Origin of the sequence: Paenibacillus sp. FSL P4-0113 (assembly GCF_038009305.1) — a bacterium.
GTDB lineage: Bacteria > Bacillota > Bacilli > Paenibacillales > Paenibacillaceae > Paenibacillus > Paenibacillus polymyxa_D.
On sequence record NZ_JBBPAZ010000001.1, the window covers coordinates 3,534,444 to 3,556,425 of the forward strand.

The 21,982-nt window shown below is 44.1% G+C and carries 20 protein-coding genes; 5 read left to right on the forward strand and 15 right to left on the reverse strand.

Annotated elements, in window-relative coordinates; genetic code table 11:
* Positions 1–31: 31 nt before the first annotated feature.
* The 5 genes from MKX46_RS15160 to MKX46_RS15180 all read right to left on the reverse strand — a co-directional run bounded on the left by MKX46_RS15160 (position 32) and on the right by MKX46_RS15180 (position 8,698).
* Complete coding sequence (locus MKX46_RS15160; protein WP_318627790.1) at positions 32–673, reverse strand: hypothetical protein; 642 nt, start codon at positions 671–673, stop codon at positions 32–34.
* 33 nt (positions 674–706) lie between these two features.
* The gene (locus tag MKX46_RS15165) at positions 707–1,267 is read right to left on the reverse strand and encodes a DUF4303 domain-containing protein (RefSeq protein ID WP_340933765.1); all 561 of its coding nucleotides are present in this window, start codon (positions 1,265–1,267) and stop codon (positions 707–709) included.
* Between the two features lie 105 nt (positions 1,268–1,372).
* Entirely contained in the window at positions 1,373–3,337 is a 1,965-nt protein-coding gene (locus MKX46_RS15170) for a translation factor GTPase family protein (protein WP_340957487.1), read from the reverse strand.
* 220 nt (positions 3,338–3,557) lie between these two features.
* Entirely contained in the window at positions 3,558–6,674 is a 3,117-nt protein-coding gene (locus MKX46_RS15175; protein ID WP_341071425.1) for a DEAD/DEAH box helicase, read from the reverse strand.
* 239 nt (positions 6,675–6,913) lie between these two features.
* The gene (locus MKX46_RS15180) at positions 6,914–8,698 is read right to left on the reverse strand and encodes a M3 family oligoendopeptidase (RefSeq protein ID WP_341040351.1); all 1,785 of its coding nucleotides are present in this window, start codon (positions 8,696–8,698) and stop codon (positions 6,914–6,916) included.
* A gap of 518 nt (positions 8,699–9,216) precedes the next feature.
* Here MKX46_RS15180 and MKX46_RS15185 point away from each other — a divergent pair.
* A complete protein-coding gene (locus MKX46_RS15185) occupies positions 9,217–10,257 on the forward strand; it encodes a hypothetical protein (RefSeq protein ID WP_340957492.1) in 1,041 nt (346 codons plus the stop codon).
* Between the two features lie 116 nt (positions 10,258–10,373).
* Here MKX46_RS15185 and MKX46_RS15190 read toward each other — a convergent pair whose 3' ends face one another.
* From MKX46_RS15190 to MKX46_RS15200, 3 genes are all read right to left on the reverse strand, one after another.
* A complete protein-coding gene (locus tag MKX46_RS15190; RefSeq protein ID WP_340957494.1) occupies positions 10,374–11,237 on the reverse strand; it encodes a hypothetical protein in 864 nt (287 codons plus the stop codon).
* Positions 11,238–11,337: 100 nt separating this feature from the next.
* Complete coding sequence (gene rlmH / locus MKX46_RS15195; RefSeq protein ID WP_341071426.1) at positions 11,338–11,817, reverse strand: 23S rRNA (pseudouridine(1915)-N(3))-methyltransferase RlmH; 480 nt, start codon at positions 11,815–11,817, stop codon at positions 11,338–11,340.
* Positions 11,818–11,995: 178 nt separating this feature from the next.
* Entirely contained in the window at positions 11,996–12,829 is an 834-nt protein-coding gene (locus MKX46_RS15200) for a DNA-binding protein (RefSeq protein ID WP_341071428.1), read from the reverse strand.
* A 165-nt stretch (positions 12,830–12,994) separates the two neighbouring features.
* Here MKX46_RS15200 and MKX46_RS15205 point away from each other — a divergent pair, with 165 nt between their 5' ends.
* Entirely contained in the window at positions 12,995–13,339 is a 345-nt protein-coding gene (locus tag MKX46_RS15205; RefSeq protein ID WP_341071429.1) for a helix-turn-helix domain-containing protein, read from the forward strand.
* 62 nt (positions 13,340–13,401) lie between these two features.
* Entirely contained in the window at positions 13,402–13,746 is a 345-nt protein-coding gene (locus MKX46_RS15210) for a helix-turn-helix domain-containing protein (protein WP_341071430.1), read from the forward strand.
* Between the two features lie 81 nt (positions 13,747–13,827).
* On the opposite strand, the gene MKX46_RS15215 is transcribed toward MKX46_RS15210, so the two are convergent.
* From MKX46_RS15215 to MKX46_RS15230, 4 genes are all read right to left on the reverse strand, one after another.
* Entirely contained in the window at positions 13,828–14,316 is a 489-nt protein-coding gene (locus MKX46_RS15215) for a DinB family protein (RefSeq protein ID WP_341071431.1), read from the reverse strand.
* 28 nt (positions 14,317–14,344) lie between these two features.
* Positions 14,345–15,280 (reverse strand): AraC family transcriptional regulator, encoded by a 936-nt coding sequence (locus MKX46_RS15220; RefSeq protein ID WP_341071432.1) that lies wholly within the window; start codon positions 15,278–15,280, stop codon positions 14,345–14,347.
* 122 nt (positions 15,281–15,402) lie between these two features.
* Complete coding sequence (locus tag MKX46_RS15225) at positions 15,403–15,570, reverse strand: CxxH/CxxC protein (RefSeq protein ID WP_013373879.1); 168 nt, start codon at positions 15,568–15,570, stop codon at positions 15,403–15,405.
* Between the two features lie 111 nt (positions 15,571–15,681).
* Positions 15,682–16,440: a class I SAM-dependent methyltransferase gene (locus MKX46_RS15230; protein WP_341071433.1), complete on the reverse strand. Its 759-nt coding sequence runs from the start codon at positions 16,438–16,440 to the stop codon at positions 15,682–15,684.
* A 232-nt stretch (positions 16,441–16,672) separates the two neighbouring features.
* Between MKX46_RS15230 and MKX46_RS15235 the strand changes: the two genes are divergently transcribed.
* Positions 16,673–18,394 carry a cellulase family glycosylhydrolase gene (locus MKX46_RS15235; RefSeq protein ID WP_341071434.1) on the forward strand — a complete coding sequence of 574 codons (1,722 nt, stop codon included), beginning with the start codon at positions 16,673–16,675 and terminating at the stop codon, positions 18,392–18,394.
* A gap of 85 nt (positions 18,395–18,479) precedes the next feature.
* Here the strand turns inward: MKX46_RS15235 and MKX46_RS15240 are convergent, their stop codons facing one another.
* The gene (locus tag MKX46_RS15240) at positions 18,480–19,715 is read right to left on the reverse strand and encodes a S1C family serine protease (RefSeq protein ID WP_341071435.1); all 1,236 of its coding nucleotides are present in this window, start codon (positions 19,713–19,715) and stop codon (positions 18,480–18,482) included.
* Between the two features lie 502 nt (positions 19,716–20,217).
* Between MKX46_RS15240 and MKX46_RS15245 the strand changes: the two genes are divergently transcribed.
* A complete protein-coding gene (locus MKX46_RS15245) occupies positions 20,218–20,424 on the forward strand; it encodes a hypothetical protein (protein WP_025723164.1) in 207 nt (68 codons plus the stop codon).
* Here MKX46_RS15245 and MKX46_RS15250 read toward each other — a convergent pair.
* Together MKX46_RS15250 and yycI are read right to left on the reverse strand one after the other, a co-directional pair.
* Complete coding sequence (locus MKX46_RS15250) at positions 20,393–21,199, reverse strand: MBL fold metallo-hydrolase (RefSeq protein ID WP_023991120.1); 807 nt, start codon at positions 21,197–21,199, stop codon at positions 20,393–20,395. The genes MKX46_RS15245 and MKX46_RS15250 overlap by 32 nt on opposite strands.
* Positions 21,200–21,205: 6 nt before the next feature.
* Positions 21,206–21,970: a two-component system regulatory protein YycI gene (gene yycI / locus MKX46_RS15255; protein WP_029518929.1), complete on the reverse strand. Its 765-nt coding sequence runs from the start codon at positions 21,968–21,970 to the stop codon at positions 21,206–21,208.
* Positions 21,971–21,982 lie beyond the last annotated feature (12 nt).

Below are 21,982 nucleotides of genomic sequence, written 5' to 3' on the forward strand. Positions count from 1 at the left end.
GTTCAAGTCCGCCCAAGATTCCCACGCTAAATCAAGAGAATTGCCAAAAACCTGCTGCTGGATGTTGTATCTCAGTCGTCCCTATTTTGGCGAAAATATATAGTGACCCAAAACCAAAAGGATAATTGTAATCCTCTTGCAGCAACGTTTCGGGATAACCATCTTCATCTACCTGAAATAAAAAAGAGAATGACTCCTCTTTCAGCTTCGTAAAATAATAGTCTTCATTTTGAATAAGTCTCGGGTTTCCGCCTACTTTGATCAAAAAAGGTTGATCCATCGACTTTTCGTCACGGCTTAGTTTTCCGTCTGAGATTGCATGCTTTATAAGACTCGGGTTAGTAAACATATCTTTGACGCTTTCAGTCGAGATGGGATGCTCCATCACCTTAATCGAGCAATTAGGATAAATGTTGTTTTCCAAATACTCCTCACAGTTTTCAGGGATGAAGATCGAAATCATGCACTCCGGTTTAAAGGGATGGACGAGGCTCAAGTAAAAAACATATTTTGGGTTACCTTTGTGGATGAGGTCTGATTGATCATCAAAGAATTTAGGTGCATTCCCGCCGATCCAGCCTGCACTATGCTCTTTCGATAGGTCAGATTCGGCATAATAAAGAATACAATTTGCTCTCTCAACTAAAATATTCATTTGATTTTCATTAGGCATTTTACAACTCTCCCTCAAGAAACGCGAATACTCTTACTCCGCTGCCTCCGCCAGCCATGCTTGCATAGCCGGAGACTCCGCCCGGTTCAAACGCAGGGCGATTTCGGTATTGATCTCATCCGGCGGCATGACCTCGACAAGGACGCATACAGCCTCTCGCGGTTGATTCAAGGCAAACACGCCTTCATCATCGAGCATTTTCATCGCCAGCTCCATGGCCTTCAGCCTCGAATCAAATTCACAATTCCATTCGTCAGCTTCAAGCTCCGCAATGGAAGGACGCTCCATAAACAATTGTTTAACATCATCGAACTCCTCATCCCTGAAACAACAATAGGGTGAATCGGCATAGGACCATTTGATGAGTTCCGCAATCGTTGATCCCGGCGTGTCGCTTTCGTCTCCTTGCCTGGCCGCTTCCCTCTCCAAGGCCTCCCATGACCAGGCGGAAATGCTTGGCGCATGTCCCTCTCCAGTAGTAAATAGCGCGCAGTAATAGTAACGTTCGCCGTTTTCAAAAAGAGTGCGAAAGGATGTCCTAGCCACATCGGCAATTTCTGCCGCCAGCGCCTCTATTCCTTGCGTCAGTTTCACGACAATCGCCCCTTAGCCCTATAAAATATACATCTTGTTTCCATTACAAGGATTGTTCGTCCTAAATCTTCCTACTATTCACCTGAATCCTGGAAATATGTGCGATTAGGGTTCTAATTCAAGGTGCATCTTGGCTTCCGCCTCATCCCATGGCACCGAGTAACCCGCCCCTTTGGCGCAAAAGATAGAGGAGGATGTATACAGTGGGTCTGCCTCTTTGCGGTAGCCCATCCGCTCTATGACTTCCTCCGTATTATGGCAGCGGTCGTAGCCGCTGAACACGCAGCGGATACTGCCTCGTCCATGCGTAAAGGATGCGAATTCGGCACTGTAGTTCATGAAAGTCGATACAGGCACCCTGCCCGTGACCACCGCTTGCGTTCCGGTTGTCTGCGGCGGATTAAAAGTACCTGAAGCACGCTGAATATCGGACAGCACCCTGCCCATTTCATCGATAGCGACCTTGATTTTAAAATCGTAAAAGGGCTCCAGCAGCACGTTGTCCGCCTTCTCCAGACCCTGCCGTAGTGCTCGAAAGGCAGCCTCACGAAAATCGCCGCCATGGGTATGTTCTTTGTGCGCGCGGCCCCTCAGCAGCGTAATGTTCACGTCGGTGACCGGCATGCCGGTCAGCAGTCCGTGATGCTCCCGTTCATAGAGGTGATTCCGAATCAAATTCTGATAGCTGACATTCAGATCATCGGCATGACATCTGCTATCGAACATGATGCCGTTGCCCCTTGCTCCCGGTTCAATCAGCAAATGCACTTCTGCATAATGCCTGAGCGGTTCGAAGTGGCCGTACCCTTTCACAGCCGATTGAATCGTTTCCTTATACAAGATTTCCGGTTGTCCAAAAGAGATAGCAAAGCCAAAGCGCTCTCTAACAAGCTGCTCCAGCACTTCCAGCTGAATCAATCCCATGACGCGGATAGAAATCTCCTGCAATTTCTCATCCCAAACGACGTTCAGAGACGGCTCCTCCGCCTCCAGCGTGCGAAAAGCACCGAGCACTTTTTGTACATGTATCGAATTGTCGAATACTACCCTCGATTGTAACGTCGGCTCCGAATCGTAAGCTAACTTGTCTGATATCGACCCCAGGCCTTGTCCGGCCTCGGCGGCGGACAAGCCGGCAACCGCAAACAAATCGCCAGCTTCCACTTGTTCCACCGGCTGCGATTTAAGGCCGTTAAACAAGAAGAGCCGCGTAACTTTTTCGTCATATTGAACCCCGCCGCTCTCGTAACTAAGCTGTTCTCTCACCTTCAGCCGACCACCCAACGCCTTAATGAACGTGAGTCTCGCTCCGCCTGCATCGTGCCGAATTTTATAAACCCGCCCCTGGAACGAAGCATTCTCGTCATAAGTGGTTGTCGTCAGCAGATGCAGCTGATTCAGAAATTCAATGACGCCTGTATCCTGAAGCGCAGAGCCGTAAGCACAGGGGAAGAGAAGACCCGCCGCTATCATCCTCTGCAGGGCCTCCAGCCAGAAGCCGGAATCCTCTCTCCCCTCTAGGAACGCTTCCAGCAAGGCTTCGTCCCGCTCCGCCATGCACTCCCGCAGCGGCTCGCCAACTATGCCGTCAGCGAAGCTCTGTGTAATGCAGCATACTTCCCCCGTCAACTGCTGACGGATATCCGCCTCGGTTCTGCCTGCATCCGCACCGATCCGATCCGTCTTGTTGATAAAGAAGAACGTCGGAATCCGATGCTTACGCAGCAGCTGCCAGACCGTTTCCGTATGGCCCTGGACACCTTCAACTGCGCTTACAATCAGGATGGCATAATCAATGACCTGAATCGCCCGCTCCATCTCCGGGGAGAAATCGACGTGTCCGGGCGTGTCTATTATGTAATAGCTATCTCCCTTATATTCTATTACCGCCTGATCTGCGAACACCGTAATGCCCCTTGCCCGCTCGATGTCGTGGCTGTCCAGAAACGCATCCTGATGATCCACCCGCCCCCGCGACCGGATACTGTTCGTATGGTACAGCAGCTGTTCCGCAAAAGTTGTCTTACCTGCATCCACATGGGCGAACAGGCCAATCGTTAGTCGCTTCATAGAATCCCACTTTCAACGCTTCTTGTTAATACTGCTCATTTTATTAAAGCATAGAAATCGGGAGAGTGGGTAGGAGTTGGTTTTGAGTGAGGGTCTTTTTTATAAACAGAGGATAAATTTAACGAGTTACATTTATATTGAGTGATTTCTCCAGATTAAAATATAATTAATATACTATTAAATCTCCCCTTCGAATCTACTCCAACTTGGAGAACTTCGCCTAACCATCATTCCCGACCTCATTATTGTTATAGTCGTCAATAATTGACATCGTTTTACTTGCCACTTCACTACCGAGTGAGGCATACAATTTCTTATCGCCAATCACATAAAATTCTTCTTTAGCTCGCGTCGCTGCAACATTCATCATATTGGGATCAGAGACAGCCCATCTTGCTGCCCCACTGCTATCAGAGTCCGCTCCAAGAACAAAGTAGACGACTTTGGCTTCTTTCCCTTGAAAAGTATGAACTGTACCAATATTCGTTGTCTTCCCGTTTTCTCGTTTTGTGAATTTAATTTCATCTAAAACCTGGGCAAGCTTATAAGCCACATTTCTAAATGGGGTGATCACATAGATTTCATCCGCTAAATCCGGATCTTCCTGCAAACGTTTATCAATCATTCTTTTCAATAAGTCAGCTTGTTCCTTAACAAATTTGTCATTTGCTTTACCGGTTGAATCATACCATTGTGATTTCCCTCGTGCCTCATCTGCTGATTTACCTTGTACCATCAACCCCTCATACGAAATTTCATTTGAAATCGTAAACATCGGATAGTTCGAGCGTCTGTGTACCCAAAGGGGTATGCCAATCCATTCATCCTCATTTTTTTGGAAACCATACTGACTTGTGGCATCCACAATGGTTTGAGTAGAAGCATCAGCAGAAACAAATTTCTCATCGACTTCATAGTGTCTTCCAATTAAGGTTAAAACATTTGAACCTAGCGTCATTACGGGTTTTATTTGTGATGGATCCCCAACGACCATAACCTTTTTACTTCTAAAAATGGCACCAACACTAGCTTGTGGCAGTGCTTGGCCCGCCTCGTCTATAAACAGATTACCTATTGAATCTTCATTAAGATTTTTAAACATTCGACCAAAACTAGCAAAAGTAGTGCTGACAACGGGGATCGCGAAATTCAACCAACTCCATGATTCTGAAATTAGCTGCTGTCCATTCTCTTTTCTCAAGTATTCAGACTGCTTATTCCAAATATTTATCGCGGCTTTTAAATTGCTTTTGTTTTCATACAGGAATTGCTTTCTAACTTTTAAGGCTAGAATAAATAGCTCTGATTGTAATTTACGGAATTTCACTGTAAACCATGGATTAGACTTTTGCAGCTCATCATACGATTGTGAAAAATCTGGTTCCTTAATGCCACTTTGATACTTGAGTTTTTCTAACAATACAATTTCTTGTTCCACTTTTTTAAAACCATTTTGTTGTTTGACCATCCATCGATCGAAGTTAGCTCTTGTGTCCTGAGTTTGTTTTTGGACATACTCACTTTTCGCAACATTTTCCCTTAACCTATTTTCGAGTCGCCTACGGTCATTTAACCATTTCGTTTTTTGTTTAGATAGATCATTTAAATGATCGTTCACATTATTCAGATCTTTGAAGTACTGCTCAACTTTTGCCTTATTAAATATTTTCTGAAGCCACAAAAAACTTGGCTTTTGAGAAGTAACTACGTCATAATTCCTTTTAGCTTGAGCTTGTAGATCAATTAGGTTTTCTATTTCAACAGAAGCATTTGACCAATCCTCTTGGAGATTTTCAATTTCTTGTCCCAGTCTTTCTAGTTCACGTCTCGCTTCTTCTTCCTGTGAGATTAAATCTGTTCGTTTCTTTTTTTCTTCTTGTTCAAATGCAAACATTTGCTCTTTATGCTTGGTTTTTAATTTTCGAAGAGCATACATATTCTCGCTATAGTCTTGCATTTTATCTCTTTCGATTTTTAATTCAGCATACAGACGGGAGAATTCTTGATATACACTTTCACCTGTATTCGCTTGATCATGATCCTCTAAATCTTTTTCGATTGCTTCAATAGTTAAAAGTAACTTGTTCATGTTTGTTGACGCGCCGCCCTCTAACGAGAACACACCCCAATTTTCCTCATGTAAAAACTCACTTTTAATCTCGCGATTCTGTCCAAAACCTTCACCGGTTAATTTAGAATTGGAAACCTCTTTAAAATAATCTGCTTCATCTAGTAGCTTTTGAAAATCGCCCGCAATCGTTTCTTTCTTTGGTAACTCCCTAACAATATTTTGGACCGCCCCATTGTTTGAACTTGCAACAACAATGTTTTTATCTGAAATGGAATGTGGTAAAACACCAAGCTTAAAATCTTTCCAATAAACCAGACTCCCTTTAATCCTTTTATCAGAAAGCTGCACAATTTCCGCTGTCTGTTGTACGACTAAATCAGCAAAAATATCTTTTAACAGTGTTGTTTTCCCTGTTCCTGGCGGGCCATTGACACTACGAATATCATTTTTATCATTTAAAGCTAGATTCACCGCAACCTGCTGCATAAAGGAAAGCGCGAAACCGGGATTACTTGGGAACCGCCCGAGCGGATAGAACTTAGGTTGTAAAATAGTTGTCTCGAAAATTCGGGGGTTAAAATGAACGGACTCTTTATTGCCATCCAGATTGTGCCTATGTCCCGGAAAGCCATTAAAATATCGATCCAAATTTTTATTAGTGATTGTCTTTGCTTTGTTCAGATCTTCAATAAAGAACGAATGTAGATTTACATCTCCGTTATCCAGGTTTTTCACAAATGCATAGCGGAAATTTTCTGCGGAAATTTGATATTTATGAAAAAGCTCAGAGATGGTGGTATGAAAACCTTCTTCAAATTTGCTGTTCAAATCTTCTCTAAATATGTTTTCAACTTTCAAAAAATCTTTCGGTAATTCACCATGTTGGCGGATATAACCACTCATTGTATAAAACAATTTGTCTGCTAGAAAATTCAATTCGTTATCAAAATAGATAGAGAAGGTGAATTTGTCAGATTTACTAACTTCCTCGTAGGTTTTAGCAATCTTGTATTTCTCCCTCAATAGTTCAACAACTTCTTGAAAATCGATAATATCGAAATATAATGCTAAGCCCGATTTCTTAAAGAACTTATCTGATACATCTTGTTGTTTTTTTTGCTTCATTAAAAAGTCTGAAAAAAACTGATTCCAATCCTCTTCCATTGTATGTATGAGCTTTAGCGATTTGTCTTTTTTATTAATAGAACCTTCGGATAACTGCTCGATCGTAATCCAAGCATTTAAGATATCTTGCCGTTTATTCATGAGTCTCCCCCCATTATCATCTGTAATTACTATTATAAAGCTCTCACCCTGTCATCTAAAGACAAAAAGAAAAGCTCCCCAACTTAGAGAGCTTATCAATGTACCATTCAATTATATAAGATTTCACTGCTTTTAACAGTGTATTGTATTCCACTCTTATTCCAGCTCTGTCTTTGAGTTAATCTTAATGACATTGTGCATGTGCAGGTTTACTAAATGCTTGTCATTTCCTGTTGTTATTATTTTTCAGAACGCCCAACGAAGCGCTGAATATCTTCCCCAATCAAGGCCAGCGCATCTCTCCAGAACTCTGGTGAACGCACATCGATACCCATTAACTGCCCGGCATCTGCAACCATGGTGGTGCTGCTGGCGGCCAGGAAGGCTTGAAATTGCTCGGCGAATCCGCCTTCACGTTTCTTATACTGCGCGAATAGCCCTTTAGAGAACAACAGCCCGAACGAATACGGGAAATTCAGAAACTCATTGCCTGTCATATAATAACCAGCCTTGCTAACCCACTGGTAAGAATGAATAGAATCGGGGTCAATACTGCTTCCATAGGCCGCAGACATGGCATCCTGCATCAGGCTGTTCAGTTCTTCCACCGTTAGCGAGCCTGATTTCCTATGCTCATAAAGCTGGCTTTCAAACAGATAACGGGCATAGAAATCAATGATATAATAACCGGCATCCGAGAGGCTCCGCTCCAGGATCGGCAAGACTTCTCCTTCCGATGCACTCAGCAGTAACTCTTGATTAATCAGACCCTCACAAAAGATCGACGCCGTCTCGGCAATCGGAATCGGATAATCTATATTGACCATAGTCTTTCCGGCAAGACAGCTGCTATGGTAGGCATGACCAATCTCATGCGCCAGTATACCAACATCCATATAGCTCCCGGTGAAGCTGGTTATAATCCGGCTCTCTTGGATTGGTGCGATATCAATGCACATGCCAAAGTTCCCTTTTCCTGCCCGTGACTCCGCATCGATCCATCTGGAGATGAACACCTTGCGGGCGAACGCACCCAGTTCTGTACTGAACGAGTTAAACCCGGCAACAATAAGCTCTTGTGCCTCCGGGTAGCTAATTTTGACGGAAGAATCCTCGCCAACCGGAGCAAAGATATCATGGAAAGGGAGCGGTCCTGCGTGGCCCAGAAGCTTTGCTTTGTGAAGATAATACTGATGAAAGGCAGGCAGGCTCTCCTTAATCGCTTGCAGCATTGCTTCCAGCGTCTCCTGATCCATACGTGAGGTCTCCAGTACTTTATGCAGCGGCGATTTGTACCCTCTTAGCTCATAGATTCCTATCGCCTCTCCACACACCGCATTAAGACAAGCTGCACTCTGTTCGGCAACACTGCGGCAAGCCTTGGCTTCCGCTTCATATGCCGCCTGCCTAACCTGAGAATCATGGTCGTACACCAGATTGCGCAGCTCCGTCAAAGACAGCTGATGCGCTGCCCCTTTCATCTCCACCTCTACACGCAAGGTAGACTGTATCTTCATGTACAGCCTCTCCCACGCTTTGGCGCCGGTAAGCTGCATCCGGGCAATGACTGCCTCGGCTTCTTCACTGAGCAAATACCTTGACTGCTGCTGCAGCTGACGCAAATAAAAAGCATGCCGACCCACATACTCACCCGAGCCAATAATAGTATCAAGCTCTTCCCCACTCATGCTTGCCAGCCATTTGCTGAAACTTGCTAGAGCTTCTTCGGAACCCGCGGCCATTTCTTCCAATACATCCATCTGATTTGCTGCTTCTGTATTCCCGTTGTCAATGCTGAATACCAGTTCTGCATAGCTGAATAAGCACAGATACACGCTCCTGAATGCATTATATTGCCTAAGAAAATCTTCCGTTAGAATCTTAGCCTTCTCTTGAGTGTGTAAATGAAGCTTTGCCATCGCACCAAGTTCATCTGCAAGCTCTGCTGCATGTTTATAATCCTTTTGATATTTCTCCGACTGGAATGAGGAATACAGGCTCTTCAAGTCCCATGTTAAGTTCATCGCCGTTAATCTCCTTATCGTAAACACAAGCGATGCTATACGTATCCCGGCAACCGGCCATATCGAACGTATAGCAGGCTGCGTTATATTTTATTGGGATAATTCGAATATTGTATTCTGCGGCTAAGACTTACATGTTTCCACCTCTTCCGGTACTATGTTAAGCAAAGTTAATGTCAAGTATAACACGCCCACTTATTCCCTAATATGTGATAAGTCGCTGACCAATCTTCTTCTTCACTCACACCAAAAAGCGCCGCATCCGCAGGACTCGTCTCATTTTATCCTATTCATACCCTACAGATTGGTATCTACCTGTTTTCAGGCGAATGTACTCGCTGTATCTCAAGGTCATCCCTCCATATGTATCATTGATAAAGTCTAAATAAAGTAGAGTAAATTTCGCCCTACTTGTGATACGGTTCACCGCGCTGTCTGTAACGGTGAGTTTTTAAGATAGTTCAATGCTAAATACTCTTTCATTTGTGATATAATTAGGGATAAAAAAGGTGATTCATTTGGATCAAATTAACAACGTAAAGCCTCAGTTCGCCAAATTTACTGGAATTTATATGTCGGGTTTTTACATTAACAATCCGAGACTTCTCACAGTTATGTGTTTACTCTTCGATCAAGTTTATCTTCCTAATCATCTTGAATATGTTATTGAATTTTCAAAAAAATATAAATTTATTGATTCCCGCGACTTCAATGATAAAATAGTAATAGAGCCAATGCACGATGATACGACCGACCCATTTGCTCATTTATCAACAACACAACGAAATACCGCTAATCAATATCTTCAAGCCGTCATGAAATTTTCAATTCACCACTATAAGTTATTTGGTGAGATTATTAAATCAGACTTCTTTCCTGATGATGAGGTTTTAAAAGCTGAATTAGTGAAAAAGGGTGCCCCAGGGGAAAAAAACACATATAATGTTAGCGTAAACTCTATGACTGTCACTCTTGAAAACCAAGAAAGAACGACAAATATATTAGAATCTGGTGCGATACCCATCTTTGGAAAACATCACATCCGTCAGCAAATGCAGGCGGACAAATACCCTAGTAAATTTCTTACTTCACTACTAGCTATGAAATCTATTGATTTAGTTTTACCGCCCATCAAATCAGTAGAGCCTGAAATAATACTTCAAGCAAGATATAACCTTAGGGAATACTTACCCTTATTTTGGGCAGAGATGTTAAGATTCTCCCAAAAATTTAAACATTCTCTAACCCCTGGCACTTCAATTGATGATGTAATTATCGAATCGAACGATTTTGTAGACGTTCACATAAGACCGATAATAATTGAAATAAATCACAAAATGGTAAAGGATAGGGAGACTCGCTTCAAAAACTTAATTTCACCAAACCCTAAGGATAAAATTCATCTATCGATTGGTAATCCTGGTTCGACACAGTTAGAACTTATAAAAGCTGGGATTTCATTGGAAACAGGCATGGATTACCATAATGTTATTCCCCGTTCAAATGCAGGTCATTCAGGGCTAACTTTTCTTCTTAATCTATCCCAGTTGGTAAATTAAGCATGACTATGACTTAAACATGATAAAGGGGGTATCCTGATTTAATGGATACCCCTTAAATTCTTACAGTTACTTTAATGGTCTATTTACCCACCTTGCCTATTAAAAATCTTGTTTTATTTTAAAATATTCTTTAGTTCTACAAATACAGAATCACCAATATCCCAAAATTGTTTGAATGATTTTCCACCATCCAATAAGGTTTGGTGGTTTTGAAGGATTTTACATGTTCTAATGATTTCTTTAACTTTTAACACAGCATTTGTTTCTAATTGCCCTTCGAGTTCAGCTAATGTATCGATTAACCCCCCCGCCAATGACTGCAATATGTACTTCCCATTACTAGTCGAATGTGAGAAAATATCCCTTTCACTTTCCCATTCAAGTTCCACTTGCCGAATAAAGTTATTTAATTTATCCCTTGATGTATCAATAGCTAATTTCTCCTGTCCTTCCTTGCTATCTGTAACCTTATGAATGTGTCTTATTAATGCAGTAATTTGACGCTCTAGCTTTCCTCTAAATTCCTCGAGTGATGAATAACTTTCCAATAAACCTTCTTGTAGCAGTTTCTTTTTATATGTCTGTAGTTTTCCATACTGATCAATATTCAAGCTATCTGGAATAACTGGTACAGAAGAAAAATATAGCATTACAGGTCTTCCCTTAGCCCTAAACTCTTCAATTTCTTCTGCAGAACCTGACTCTGATACTCCAGTATGTGTTCCAAGTCTTGTCCAAAATGCCCCTACTAGGATGTCGCAATGATCTACCAACTGTTTATTAATGATTGCTTGGGGTCTATTTCCAAGCTCCGGAATTGAATGCGTTTCCCATTTAACTGGAAGTAACACGGCTTGATAATGTGCAGCATTGTTTTCATTCCAAGTATGAATTACTTCCGAAATGAGTTTTCTCTCTTCTGAAACATCAGAAGGCGAGGCAACCAAAACATGATATACAGTAGCATTAAATGACAATGAGCTAACCCCCAAAATGTAATATAAATATTAATTCAACATAATAGTATAAACACCTCTTGCAAATTTGTTATATATTTTATTAACTAAACAACTTGCCCTACTTGTGGTAAGGTTCACCCCGATTAATCTTCACCGCCCGATAAATCTGCTCCACAAGCACCAATCGCATCAGCTGATGTGGCAAGGTCATCCTTCCAAAGCTCAGCTTCTGCTGGGCACGTCGGAGGACTTCGTCAGAGAGACCATGACTGCCTCCAATGACGAAGACAACATGGCTTGTACCGTAGGTGCCGAGCTTGTCCAATTCTTCTGCGAGTTCTTCCGAGCTCCACAGTTTGCCGTCGATGGCGAGTACAATGACGTGTGCTTCGCTTTTCACATGAGCAAGGATGCGCTCTCCCTCTCGCTCCTTGACCTGTCGAACCTCCGCCCCGCTCAGTGTATCAGGAGCCTTTTCGTCCGCTACCTCGATCATTTGAAACTTGATGTATGGCCCTAGCCGTTTGGCGTATTCCTGAATTCCCATGACCAAATACTTCTCTTTTAACTTGCCAACACCTATAAGCTGAATAAACAAATTCCATACCCCTATCTATGTCGAATGATAATGTAAAATCGTATTTACAATCCTTAACTTAAAAACATACCTGTTACATAGTTATTTTAGCACCTGCAACGTCTCTTACCTATCTATTTCCTCTCCACTACGAGCCTATTCCCTGTTTAGTTTATAGCCGATCATTCATTTACGCTCTTCACAATGAGATGCTCTCAGTTTCGTATTCATCAAGACACTGCATTAGAATCTGTCGATATTCCCCGATTTGTTTAGCTGTCGCAAACTCGCGCAGTGATTCGAATAATGCCGTACATCTCTTAAAATGACCGTCGTTACCCGACTGATTGGCTAAATGCATCGCCTGCAAAGTAAGCCCTACTGCATCCTGCAATCTATCGTACTTCCGATAGTACAAAGCCAAGTTATAGCAATAGCTATAATAGTAAGATACGTTCTCTGCGTCTTCATAACTCCCGAATTCATCAATCTGCTCTGCAAACGTATGTAAAATATCTCCTACATCCAAATGATATATAAGCGCTGCCTGTAATATGGTATTGAGCCCCGGTAATATTTCCTCTGGATTCCCCTGCAAAAAGGCTACATATTCCTCCACAAGCTCTGTATTTCCAGACAGAATATCTACTGCATATAAATTAGTCTTGGCTAAAAACCTGAACTCCTCGACAACCTGAATGTCTTCTTCCCTTAAATCCTCCATCCACTCCAGCTCAGCATACTTATAGATACACTCCCTTGCCTGCTCATATGTACCTTGGTTCTGGTGAGCCATTCCACACATCAGGTGACTAAGCCCAAAATAATATACCAACGGACGTTCTAAATTGACATGCGGAATGGGTAATTTCATTGCTTTATGATACTGCCGTTCTTCATAGATACGCTGTACACACTGGTACAAAATATCCGCCGTCTCCATCACCTTTTTCCAATTTTCAAAAGCCACAGCCATCTCTAACATTTCAACAATGATGTCCGGTTTGAGTGATTTCAGGATAGAAGTTCTCAAGAGTAGCCCCTCCTTATATTTCCATTTATAACCAATTGTATAGAAAGTAAAAAAGGAGGTCAATATAAAAAGCACTTAAAAGTACAGTTTTGTTTGTATTTATTTTGTATAAAATGGTCTGTAACGATATTCTCTCCTCTTCTAACCTTAAGTGGAGGTGATTACATGAGTTTACCAAAAAGTGTTGGAAATCGGATACGGGAGCTAAGAAAGGCTAAAGGATGGACACAGGAACAACTGGCAGAAGCCGCAGGACTTCATTACAGTTATATTGGTGGAGTAGAACGTGGAGATCGAAATATTTCATTGGAGACGTTGGAAAAAATAATTCTAGCATTAAACGTTCCAGCCTTTGAACTTTTTCAATTCGATGAAAATACGGATCGAAAACAGATCATAAATGAACTTATGTTACTCATAAATTCAAGAGAAACAACAGAGCTCGAAATTCTTACTACTATAACTAAAAATATTGTTGGTTTAGTTGAGTTACAACAAAAAAAGAATTGAACAATTTTTTCTACCTGACTTCTACACTTCATCTTCCATAAGCTTGTTATGAGGTGGTTAATATGACAAAATTACGGAATTCGGTTGGAGAAAGAATTAGAGCAATTCGGAAGGCTAAGGGATTAACACAGCAACAACTTGCGGAACTTTCAGGATTAGATGATGCATATATCGGATCAGTAGAGCGTGGCGAAAGAAAATTTTCGATTGATACCTTGGAGAAAGTGTTAACTGCCTTAAACGTGTCTATCAGTGAATTAATGTTTTCCAAAGAACATATGACTAAAGACGAAACGATTCGGCAAGAGGCAATAGATGAGTTTGTTGCGTTGACCAGCAGATTGAATGAGGAGCAAATCGGCATTCTCAGACGAGTTAGTAAAGAAGTTTCACGCGCGTTCGACTAAGCCATTCCACCCTAAAAAGCCTTGAATAAAACAAAAAAAGAGCACCTCACAGGTGCCCTCCAAACGTTTTATAAAAGATACTCAAGCATACAACATAAAAAAGCTCACTTCATGTCCCAGTTGCTTCAGATAATTATAAATCTGCGAACGATGATGGAACAAATGGGTCAAGATCTCAATCTGCCATTGAACCTGCAAATGTCCATGCTCCATATAAAAGGCCTTCGTCGAACGGTTCAGATAATCTTCTTCGCTAAGCGAAAGAATGTAAGTCTTATAAGCCTCGAAGTTTTCCCTGAAAGCCGCAGCCAAGCGCTCGGGATTTTCCACCCCGGACAGGCTGGTTTCAATCTCTCCTACTTCACCCTCGGACTTCTCCTGCATTATCGCAAGATCCGAAGCAGGAATAAGAACAAAGTGATGTACTAACTCCAGCAGCGAGCGGAAATTGTCCTGTGGACGAAAGCTCCAATCCTCTGGACGTATTTTACGGATCAAGGCTTCCCCCGTCCGTACTCCGGTCTCCAGCTCATTCAGTAAATGACCTCGAACTTGCAGCGTTCCACTCATATTCTCATCTCTCCTTTACCATTCTTATTCATATTTTGAGTATAGCCGAAGCCTCTGGGCGTGTATTGTAAAAATCGGACAACTTCCGTAAATCCTTAGCCGCAGTAAGCGGAGAATCTCCATAAAACCTGCGAAAATCGCGGATTAAATGCGCCTGATCGAAAAAGCTGTGCTTCAATGCCAGCTCCGTCCAATCCAGACTCCCGCCGCTTTGGATACTGTGCAGAACGCTCTGGAAGCGGACGACTTCGCTGAACTTTTTGGGGCTGATTCCGATCCATTGCCCAAACTTACGGTTAAGCTGCCTTTCACTGATCGCCTCACGCTCCGCAAGCTCCTTAACCCCCACACTCCCACCGCTCATGAAGATGCGATGCAGCAGGTTTTTCATCAGGTCACAATCGTTCGTGCATTGGCGCAGCAGAAGCTGGTTAAGATACTTATCCATTATGCGCACCCGTTCATTAAAGTCCTGCGCCTCAAAAATACGTTCACTCATAACCCCTATGCTTTCGGGCCAGAGATCTTCCAAGCGATAATTACCGCCTGTAAACAAGTGAGTCGGCATCCCGTGAAAATAATGTGCCCCGCCCGGAAAAAATCGCACCGCAAAAATACGTGTCTCGGACCCTGCTTGTCTGGCAGACACAAATGGTTGCGTAAATGTCCCGCAGTACGAGAGTTCCTGACGCTTATTCACCGAATCGTATTCTAATAGAATATCCGTACAGCCGTCAGGTAATACCCGCTCCATGGTTTCTTCCTGCGGCAGGCTTAACAAAGCGGTGTCTTCGTACGAAGCTGCTAGATTCCCCTCTACCACCCTATTAGCCGGACCGGACTCCCAATAACAGGCCACGTAAGCTTTCAGCGCGGCAGACGGCTTTTGTTCGATATAATACGTGGACAAATCACTTCCATTGACTTGAAGCGGACGAAATAAAGAATGCAGTAAAGGGTCCATCCATCGTTCACTCCTGTCTCAGTACGTGGTAGGGATAAATATAGCTCTATGTATGAGTGTTTTTGCAATAAGTCCTGGTATACAAAAAGGACGTTTCTGCCCGAAACGCCCGTGCTTGTTTTTTAGACGACCAAAAACTCGGCTTTCTTCTCACATTCCTTGCACTTCACTGGAGGGTCCCAATCCGAAAATTTCGTTTCCTTGAGATCGACGACATCCGGTGCATCCTCGTATTCATCGACGAACATATCAATTGCCAGTTCCACATGCTCTTTACATACCACGTACATTCCAGTTGCATCCCTTTCCGTTTGAAGCTTTCCGTGTTGTAGGTGTGTCAAAACTGCCTTCTTTTGTTCTACCACACTTGACGCGGAAAGGAAAGGGCTTGCCCGCTATCCCTATCGTTTGGTCTTAAAAATGAGGAAATTACTGACGTTCAGGTCTTCACGGAAATGGGGAAATTTCTCCAGCATGTCAGCAGACGGCTTCGGTTCGACCATCCCATCCAACAACAAGCCCGCCTCAACAATGGTTTGTACATAGCTGCCCAGCGTACGGTGAAAATACAAAAGCTTTTCTTCCTGATCATAAGGAATGGCTTGCTCCAATGGGCCTTCATTGAAATATTGACCCACTTTCCAATACAGCTTTTTCCCTGTCTCATCCTTCACCCATCCACTCTGCGGCGTCAGAAAGCACGGATGCAGAATAGAAAAAATAAAGCTGCCTCCCGGAACTAATAACCGCCGCATTTCGGCAATCGCCCGCTCATAATGAGCCAAGTCCTGAATGACCATATTGGACACGATCAGATCAAAGCTCTGGTCCCCGAACATCTCCAGCTTTTCCAGATTGCCATGGTGATATGTAATTCCCAACGTTGACGGCGTTCGCTCTTTGGCTAGCCTCAGCATCTCTGTCGAGTAATCGACAGCCTCTACCCAAGCACCCGCCCTGGCCATTTTCCGGCTTAGATAGCCTTCGCCACAGCCGGCATCCAGCACTTTTTTGCCCTCAAGGGGTTCCATACAAGCTTGCAATGCCGGATTCAGCAGGACTTCGCGAGACCGATCCCCTTCCTCCGTGTACTTGGCCGTAAAGTTTTCTGCATGCATATCCCAGCGTCGAATGGCCTCTTCCGTGTCCCACTTATTCATATTCATCTCCTTCTTTCTTTTGTATTTACAAATCCGATGCTATACTACAATCCACGTAGGGCCATAGATTCTACACTCATTTCTGTATTTTTTCAATAATAACGCTTACAAATTTAAAATATCTAATTAACACATGATTTTTATATAAATTATACAGGTATTCCATATTCAAATAGTGTGGTAGTGTTTATTGGAAAGCGCTTTCAAAAATAACTTTGTAAAGGGGCCTGTTATGTTAAAACGAAGACCCGTTTCATTACTGTCGTTGACGCTTGCCATCACCCTATTATTATCTACGTTCGCATCCGTTGCCGCTGCTGCCGAATCTGACGGACAAGCACCGCAAGCTGCGGCTGCGAGCAGCCTGCAATCGTATGTGGAAGCCATGCAGCCTGGATGGAATTTGGGAAATTCTCTGGATGCTGTCGGGGCAGATGAGACAGCCTGGGGTAATCCGCGCATTACTCAGGCGTTGATTCAGCAAATTGCTGCCCAAGGGTACAAAAGCATACGCATCCCCGTCACCTGGGATAAGCACATTGGAGCCGCACCAACCTATACCGTTGAGTCCGCCTACATGAACCGTGTGGAAGAGGTTGTTCGCTGGGCACTGGACGCCAATCTGTACGTCATGATCAATGTCCATCATGATTCATGGACGTGGGTAAGCAGTATGGAACCCAAACATGATGAGGTGCTGGCTCGCTATAACGCATTATGGACACAAATTGCCCCGCGCTTTAAAGATCAGCCTAACAAGCTAATGTTTGAAAGCATTAACGAACCTCGTTTCTCCGAAGGAGGGACTACGGATGAAGCGAAAATGAACCAGATGCTCCAGGAACTGAATATATCCTTCCACAAAATTGTCCGTGCTTCTGGCGGTAAAAATGCCACTCGTCCCCTTGTTCTGCCTGGTTTGGACACCGCACCTGCTCAGACCAAAATCAATGAGCTGTACAACACGATAACCAAGCTGAACGATCCCAACCTGATTGCCACCGTCCACTATTATGGTTATTGGCCTTTCAGTGTAAATATTGCAGGCCATACTACTTTTGATAAAGATACTAAAAACGATATCATCCAAACCTTTGATAACGTCTATAACACCTTTGTAGCCAAGGGGATTCCGGTCATTGTCGGTGAATATGGCCTGCTCGGCTTCGATAAACATACAGGCGTGATTGAACAGGGCGAAAAGCTAAAATTCTTCGAGTTCCTGACCTATTATATGAAGGAGAAGAAAATAACAGGCATACTCTGGGATAACGGCCAGCATTTTAATCGCACAACGTACAAATGGTCTGACCCTGAACTCTTTAATGTCATTAAGTCCAGCCTAAAAGGACGCTCCTCCAATGCAGACTGTGACCTCATTCACTTGAAGAAAGGCACCTCTGCTCAGGACACCAAGGTCACCTTAAACCTGAACGGCAATCAGCTGAACACACTCAGTGCTAACAGCAAGCAACTAACACAGGGCACCGACTATACGCTGAGCGGAGACATATTAACCTTCAAAGCCAGCTTGCTCACCAGCCTGACCACTTCCGGTAAATATGGGGAGAATGCCGCCATTACCGCTAAGTTTAACAAGGGGGCAGACTGGAATTTTAGAGTCGTCGTGTATGATACCCCAAAATTAAGTGCTGTCGAAGGGACTACTCAAGCCTTTACCATTCCAACAGACTTCCGTGGTAGCCAGCTTGCCACGATGGAAGCCGTGTATACGAATGGTGGTAATGCCGGTCCACAGGATTGGACACCTTATAAAGAATTTGGCAATACCTTTTCCCCTGCCTATGATGCCAATGGGATCAAGCTATTGCCTGAATTTTTTAATAGTGTAAAAGATGGTGAAGTTACGCTGAAGTTCCACTTCTGGAGCGGCGATGTGGTGACATACAAGATCACTAAGAGCGGAACCCGTGTAACGGGAACGACATCTTAATCTAAGGCGCAGCAGAAGATCGAAAAAGGCGTTCCCGGAACTAAGCCGGTGAACGCCTTTTTATAGTTAAGCCTATAATCATACCTTAGCCTTCCGGCTTATCTGTTAATTTTAACGTCATCGTTTCTTCCTTGCCTGCCCGGTAAAAAGTAACTTTCAGCTCATCGCCAATTTTCTTGTTATCGTACAAGTAGCGACGCAAATCAAGCGTAGAGTTAATCGGTTCGCTATCAAACGCTGTAATGACATCGTTCAGCTTCAAGCCAGCCTCTTTGGCAGGACCGTGGGCTTCCAGAACGACTGCTCCATTCTTCACGCTGTCCGGCAGCTTGAGCTCCTTGCGCTGATTTTCATCCAGCGGTGCATATTCATTATTGAGATCGACCGTGTATACCCCCAGATAAGGGCGGGTGATCTTGCCGTCCTCAACCAGTTCATTCACCGTTTTCATTACCTCATTGGCGGGAATAGCGAAACCAAGTCCCTCAACACCAGTATCAGCGATTTTCATCGTATTGATGCCAATCACACGTCCGTCCAGATCGACCAGCGCGCCGCCGCTGTTTCCCTCATTAATCGCCGCATCGGTCTGGATGACATGCTGCTCCCAGTCATATACCCCATCCTGATTAATGGAAATCGGAATGATGCGATTCGTATAGCTTACTATACCGGAGGTAAGCGTATCTCCCAAGCCAAGCGGGTTGCCAATAGCAATGACCGTTTCACCCAGACGAAGTTTGCTGGAGTCGCCGATATCCGCTACTGTGCTAATGCCTTTATCGTCAACTGCCAGTACCGCGATATCACTAATGCGATCCTTGCCGATCAGCTTTGCCTCTTTTCTGACACCGTCTACCGTTACAATATCCAGATCATCTGATCCTTCGACCACATGGTTATTCGTCATAATGAAGGCTTTGCCCGAACTCACTCGGAAAATGACACCCGATCCAAGCGCGGATTGTTCCGTACTTTTACCCTCTTCCTCTTTCAGATTCACGATGCTAACGACGGCTGGGCGCACTTTGGCTGCCGCCTGCACAATCCGGTCATACGGGTCACCCGCTGCTTGCCGCAAGGGATAGTGACTGGCTCCGGTTACCGCTGTAGTGGAGGGCAGACCTGTAATAAAGCTGAACAGAAGCACGGCAATCACTGCACTGACTGCACCGCTAATGACAGCAGCTTGCACCGGACTTACTCCACGCTTCCTGTGTGGCCAACGTCCCCGTCCTCCACGGCGCGCCTTAAATGCCATTTTTTTAGCCGCACGTGTGGATACCTTCGTTGAATAAAAATCGTCCTCAAACAAGCCCATGCTAATCCTCTCCCCTTCGTTGTCATGCACCGACACTCACTAAAAAATTAGGGCTATTCGGGCTTGCGCCAACCTATGCTACAGAGAACCTGCTCCGTTGAACATCTCAAATGGATTGAATATCCCTTATCATCGGAATCCAGCAACCAATCGTTCCGGCCTACTTATTAATCACCACAAATGGTGCCTTCCTAAGCAACCGAATCTCATAAATTAGCATACACGCCGAATCTGACTCCGAATAGAGGAAAAAAGAGGAATGATTTCCAAACCAATGGACTACAATAGTAACAAGTCTTCTATTCTATTACAAAATGATCGTCTCATAGAGACGTTCTGGCCTGTTCCCGTCCGCTTAAAGCTGCCTATACTTTCGATGAGAGCCTTCCTTCAGAAAGCTTTCCGTTGTTAGCTTTATTGTATCACAGCACTTAGCAAAACCACAGGCAGAACCAAGCTCATTGCACGCCATTTCTAAAATATTTTTTAGGAGGAATATATGATGAATTCACATCGTTCGGCTATGGATGAAGTTCGCATGGCTGCCAAGCTGGCGGATTTGAAAGACGAGCATTACCGCAATACACTGGCGCTAAGTACATTGATTGAACTACTGGTGGACAAAGGCGTAGTGACCCGTGAAGAGGTAGAACGCAAAGCCGCCGAGCTGGACAGCTTTATGGCTCACTTACCTTATCCCAAGGTGTAGGACGATCATAGTACGTATCACACAATCGAAACTCACTGTCCTTGTAAAAACAGCCGCGGTCTTCCATCGCCCCACGCACAGTCAGCTTCGCAAGTTCCATCATATTGTGGTCGCGGCTCAAATGTGCCAAATACGTTCGCTTCGTCCGTCCTGTCAGCAGCTCGCTAAGAATCGCGCCCGCCATCTCATTAGATAAATGACCGATATCGCTGAGAATACGGCGCTTGATGTTCCACGGATAACGACCCATACGCAGCATTTCCACATCATGATTAGACTCCAGCACCAATACATCCGCATCTGATATCGCCTGTTTCACTTTGTCGCTGACATAGCCAAGATCGGTCGCTACACTCAGCTTCTCCGCCCCATCATAAAAGCTATATCCTACAGGCTCGGCCGCATCATGGGATATACCAAAAGACTCCACGCGTAATGATTCAAATTCCCGCGTTGCGCCTGTCTCCAATATTCTACGGTTATCATCTGCAATTTGCCCAACAGCATTGCTGATGGCAAACCATGTCTTCTCGTTAGCATATATAGGTAAATTATATTTACGCGCCATGGCGCCTAGTCCTTTAACATGATCGGAATGCTCATGCGTGACCAAAATACCATCCAACTCTTCTCCGCTCAGATCGCGTTCTTTCAGCAATTCGTCAATACGCTTCGCGCTGAGACCCGCATCGATGAGCAATGTCGTGTCTTCGTTCCGCACAACGGTAGCGTTGCCGGTCGAACCGCTCGACAGCACGGTAAATGAAATCCCCATATCTGTTCAAGACCCTTCTGTATGTTCTGTCTTTGGACTAATGACGTCTCCGTTCATCTGCACATAATACACACCTTTTCCGTTGTCCAGCATAAACCGCCACACGGGGGCAGCCACCTGACTATCGGAGTTAAAGGTCTGTCCGTAATAACCGAGCCGGATATCCTTCACAATCGTATCACGCGGCAAATAGCCGTCGATCAGCCTTGCCAGTGCTTTGGACGCAGGCAGCATTTTCTTTGCCTCATCCGAAGGCTGGAGCTCGACCTTAATTTTGCGATACCCTGTAATCTTTTGATTGCTATAAAACAGGGCCAGCTTCACATTAAATAGCGGCCATTTGCCCTGAACCAGCGGATGAAGTACAAAAGCATCTGCTTGTCCGGATGCCAATTCCTCCTGAACATCCAGCGGATCGTACTGAAAGTTATCGATATCCTTGATTTGTGGCTCCAATGCCTCCACTAGCGCATCATGGGTGAATACCAGTTTGCTATCCACTGGCTTCACCAGCTGCACACGATCATCCTTTTCTCCACTATGAACGTATGTGTAAGAAAGTTTAGGCAGCTGCGGGGTATCGCCGGGAATCGGAGCCAGCACCTGAATACTTTTCTCTTCCATTAAACGCTGCGTATTTTCATCCAATGAAGTAAAATCCAGACTCGGTCCTGCCGTTTCCTGCGCATCATGCCACAATTGGTAACCCAATACCACATTGAGCAGCAAAAATGTACAGATCAATACGTTCTTGGCGCGGCTCCAATCCATTCCCGTTCCCCC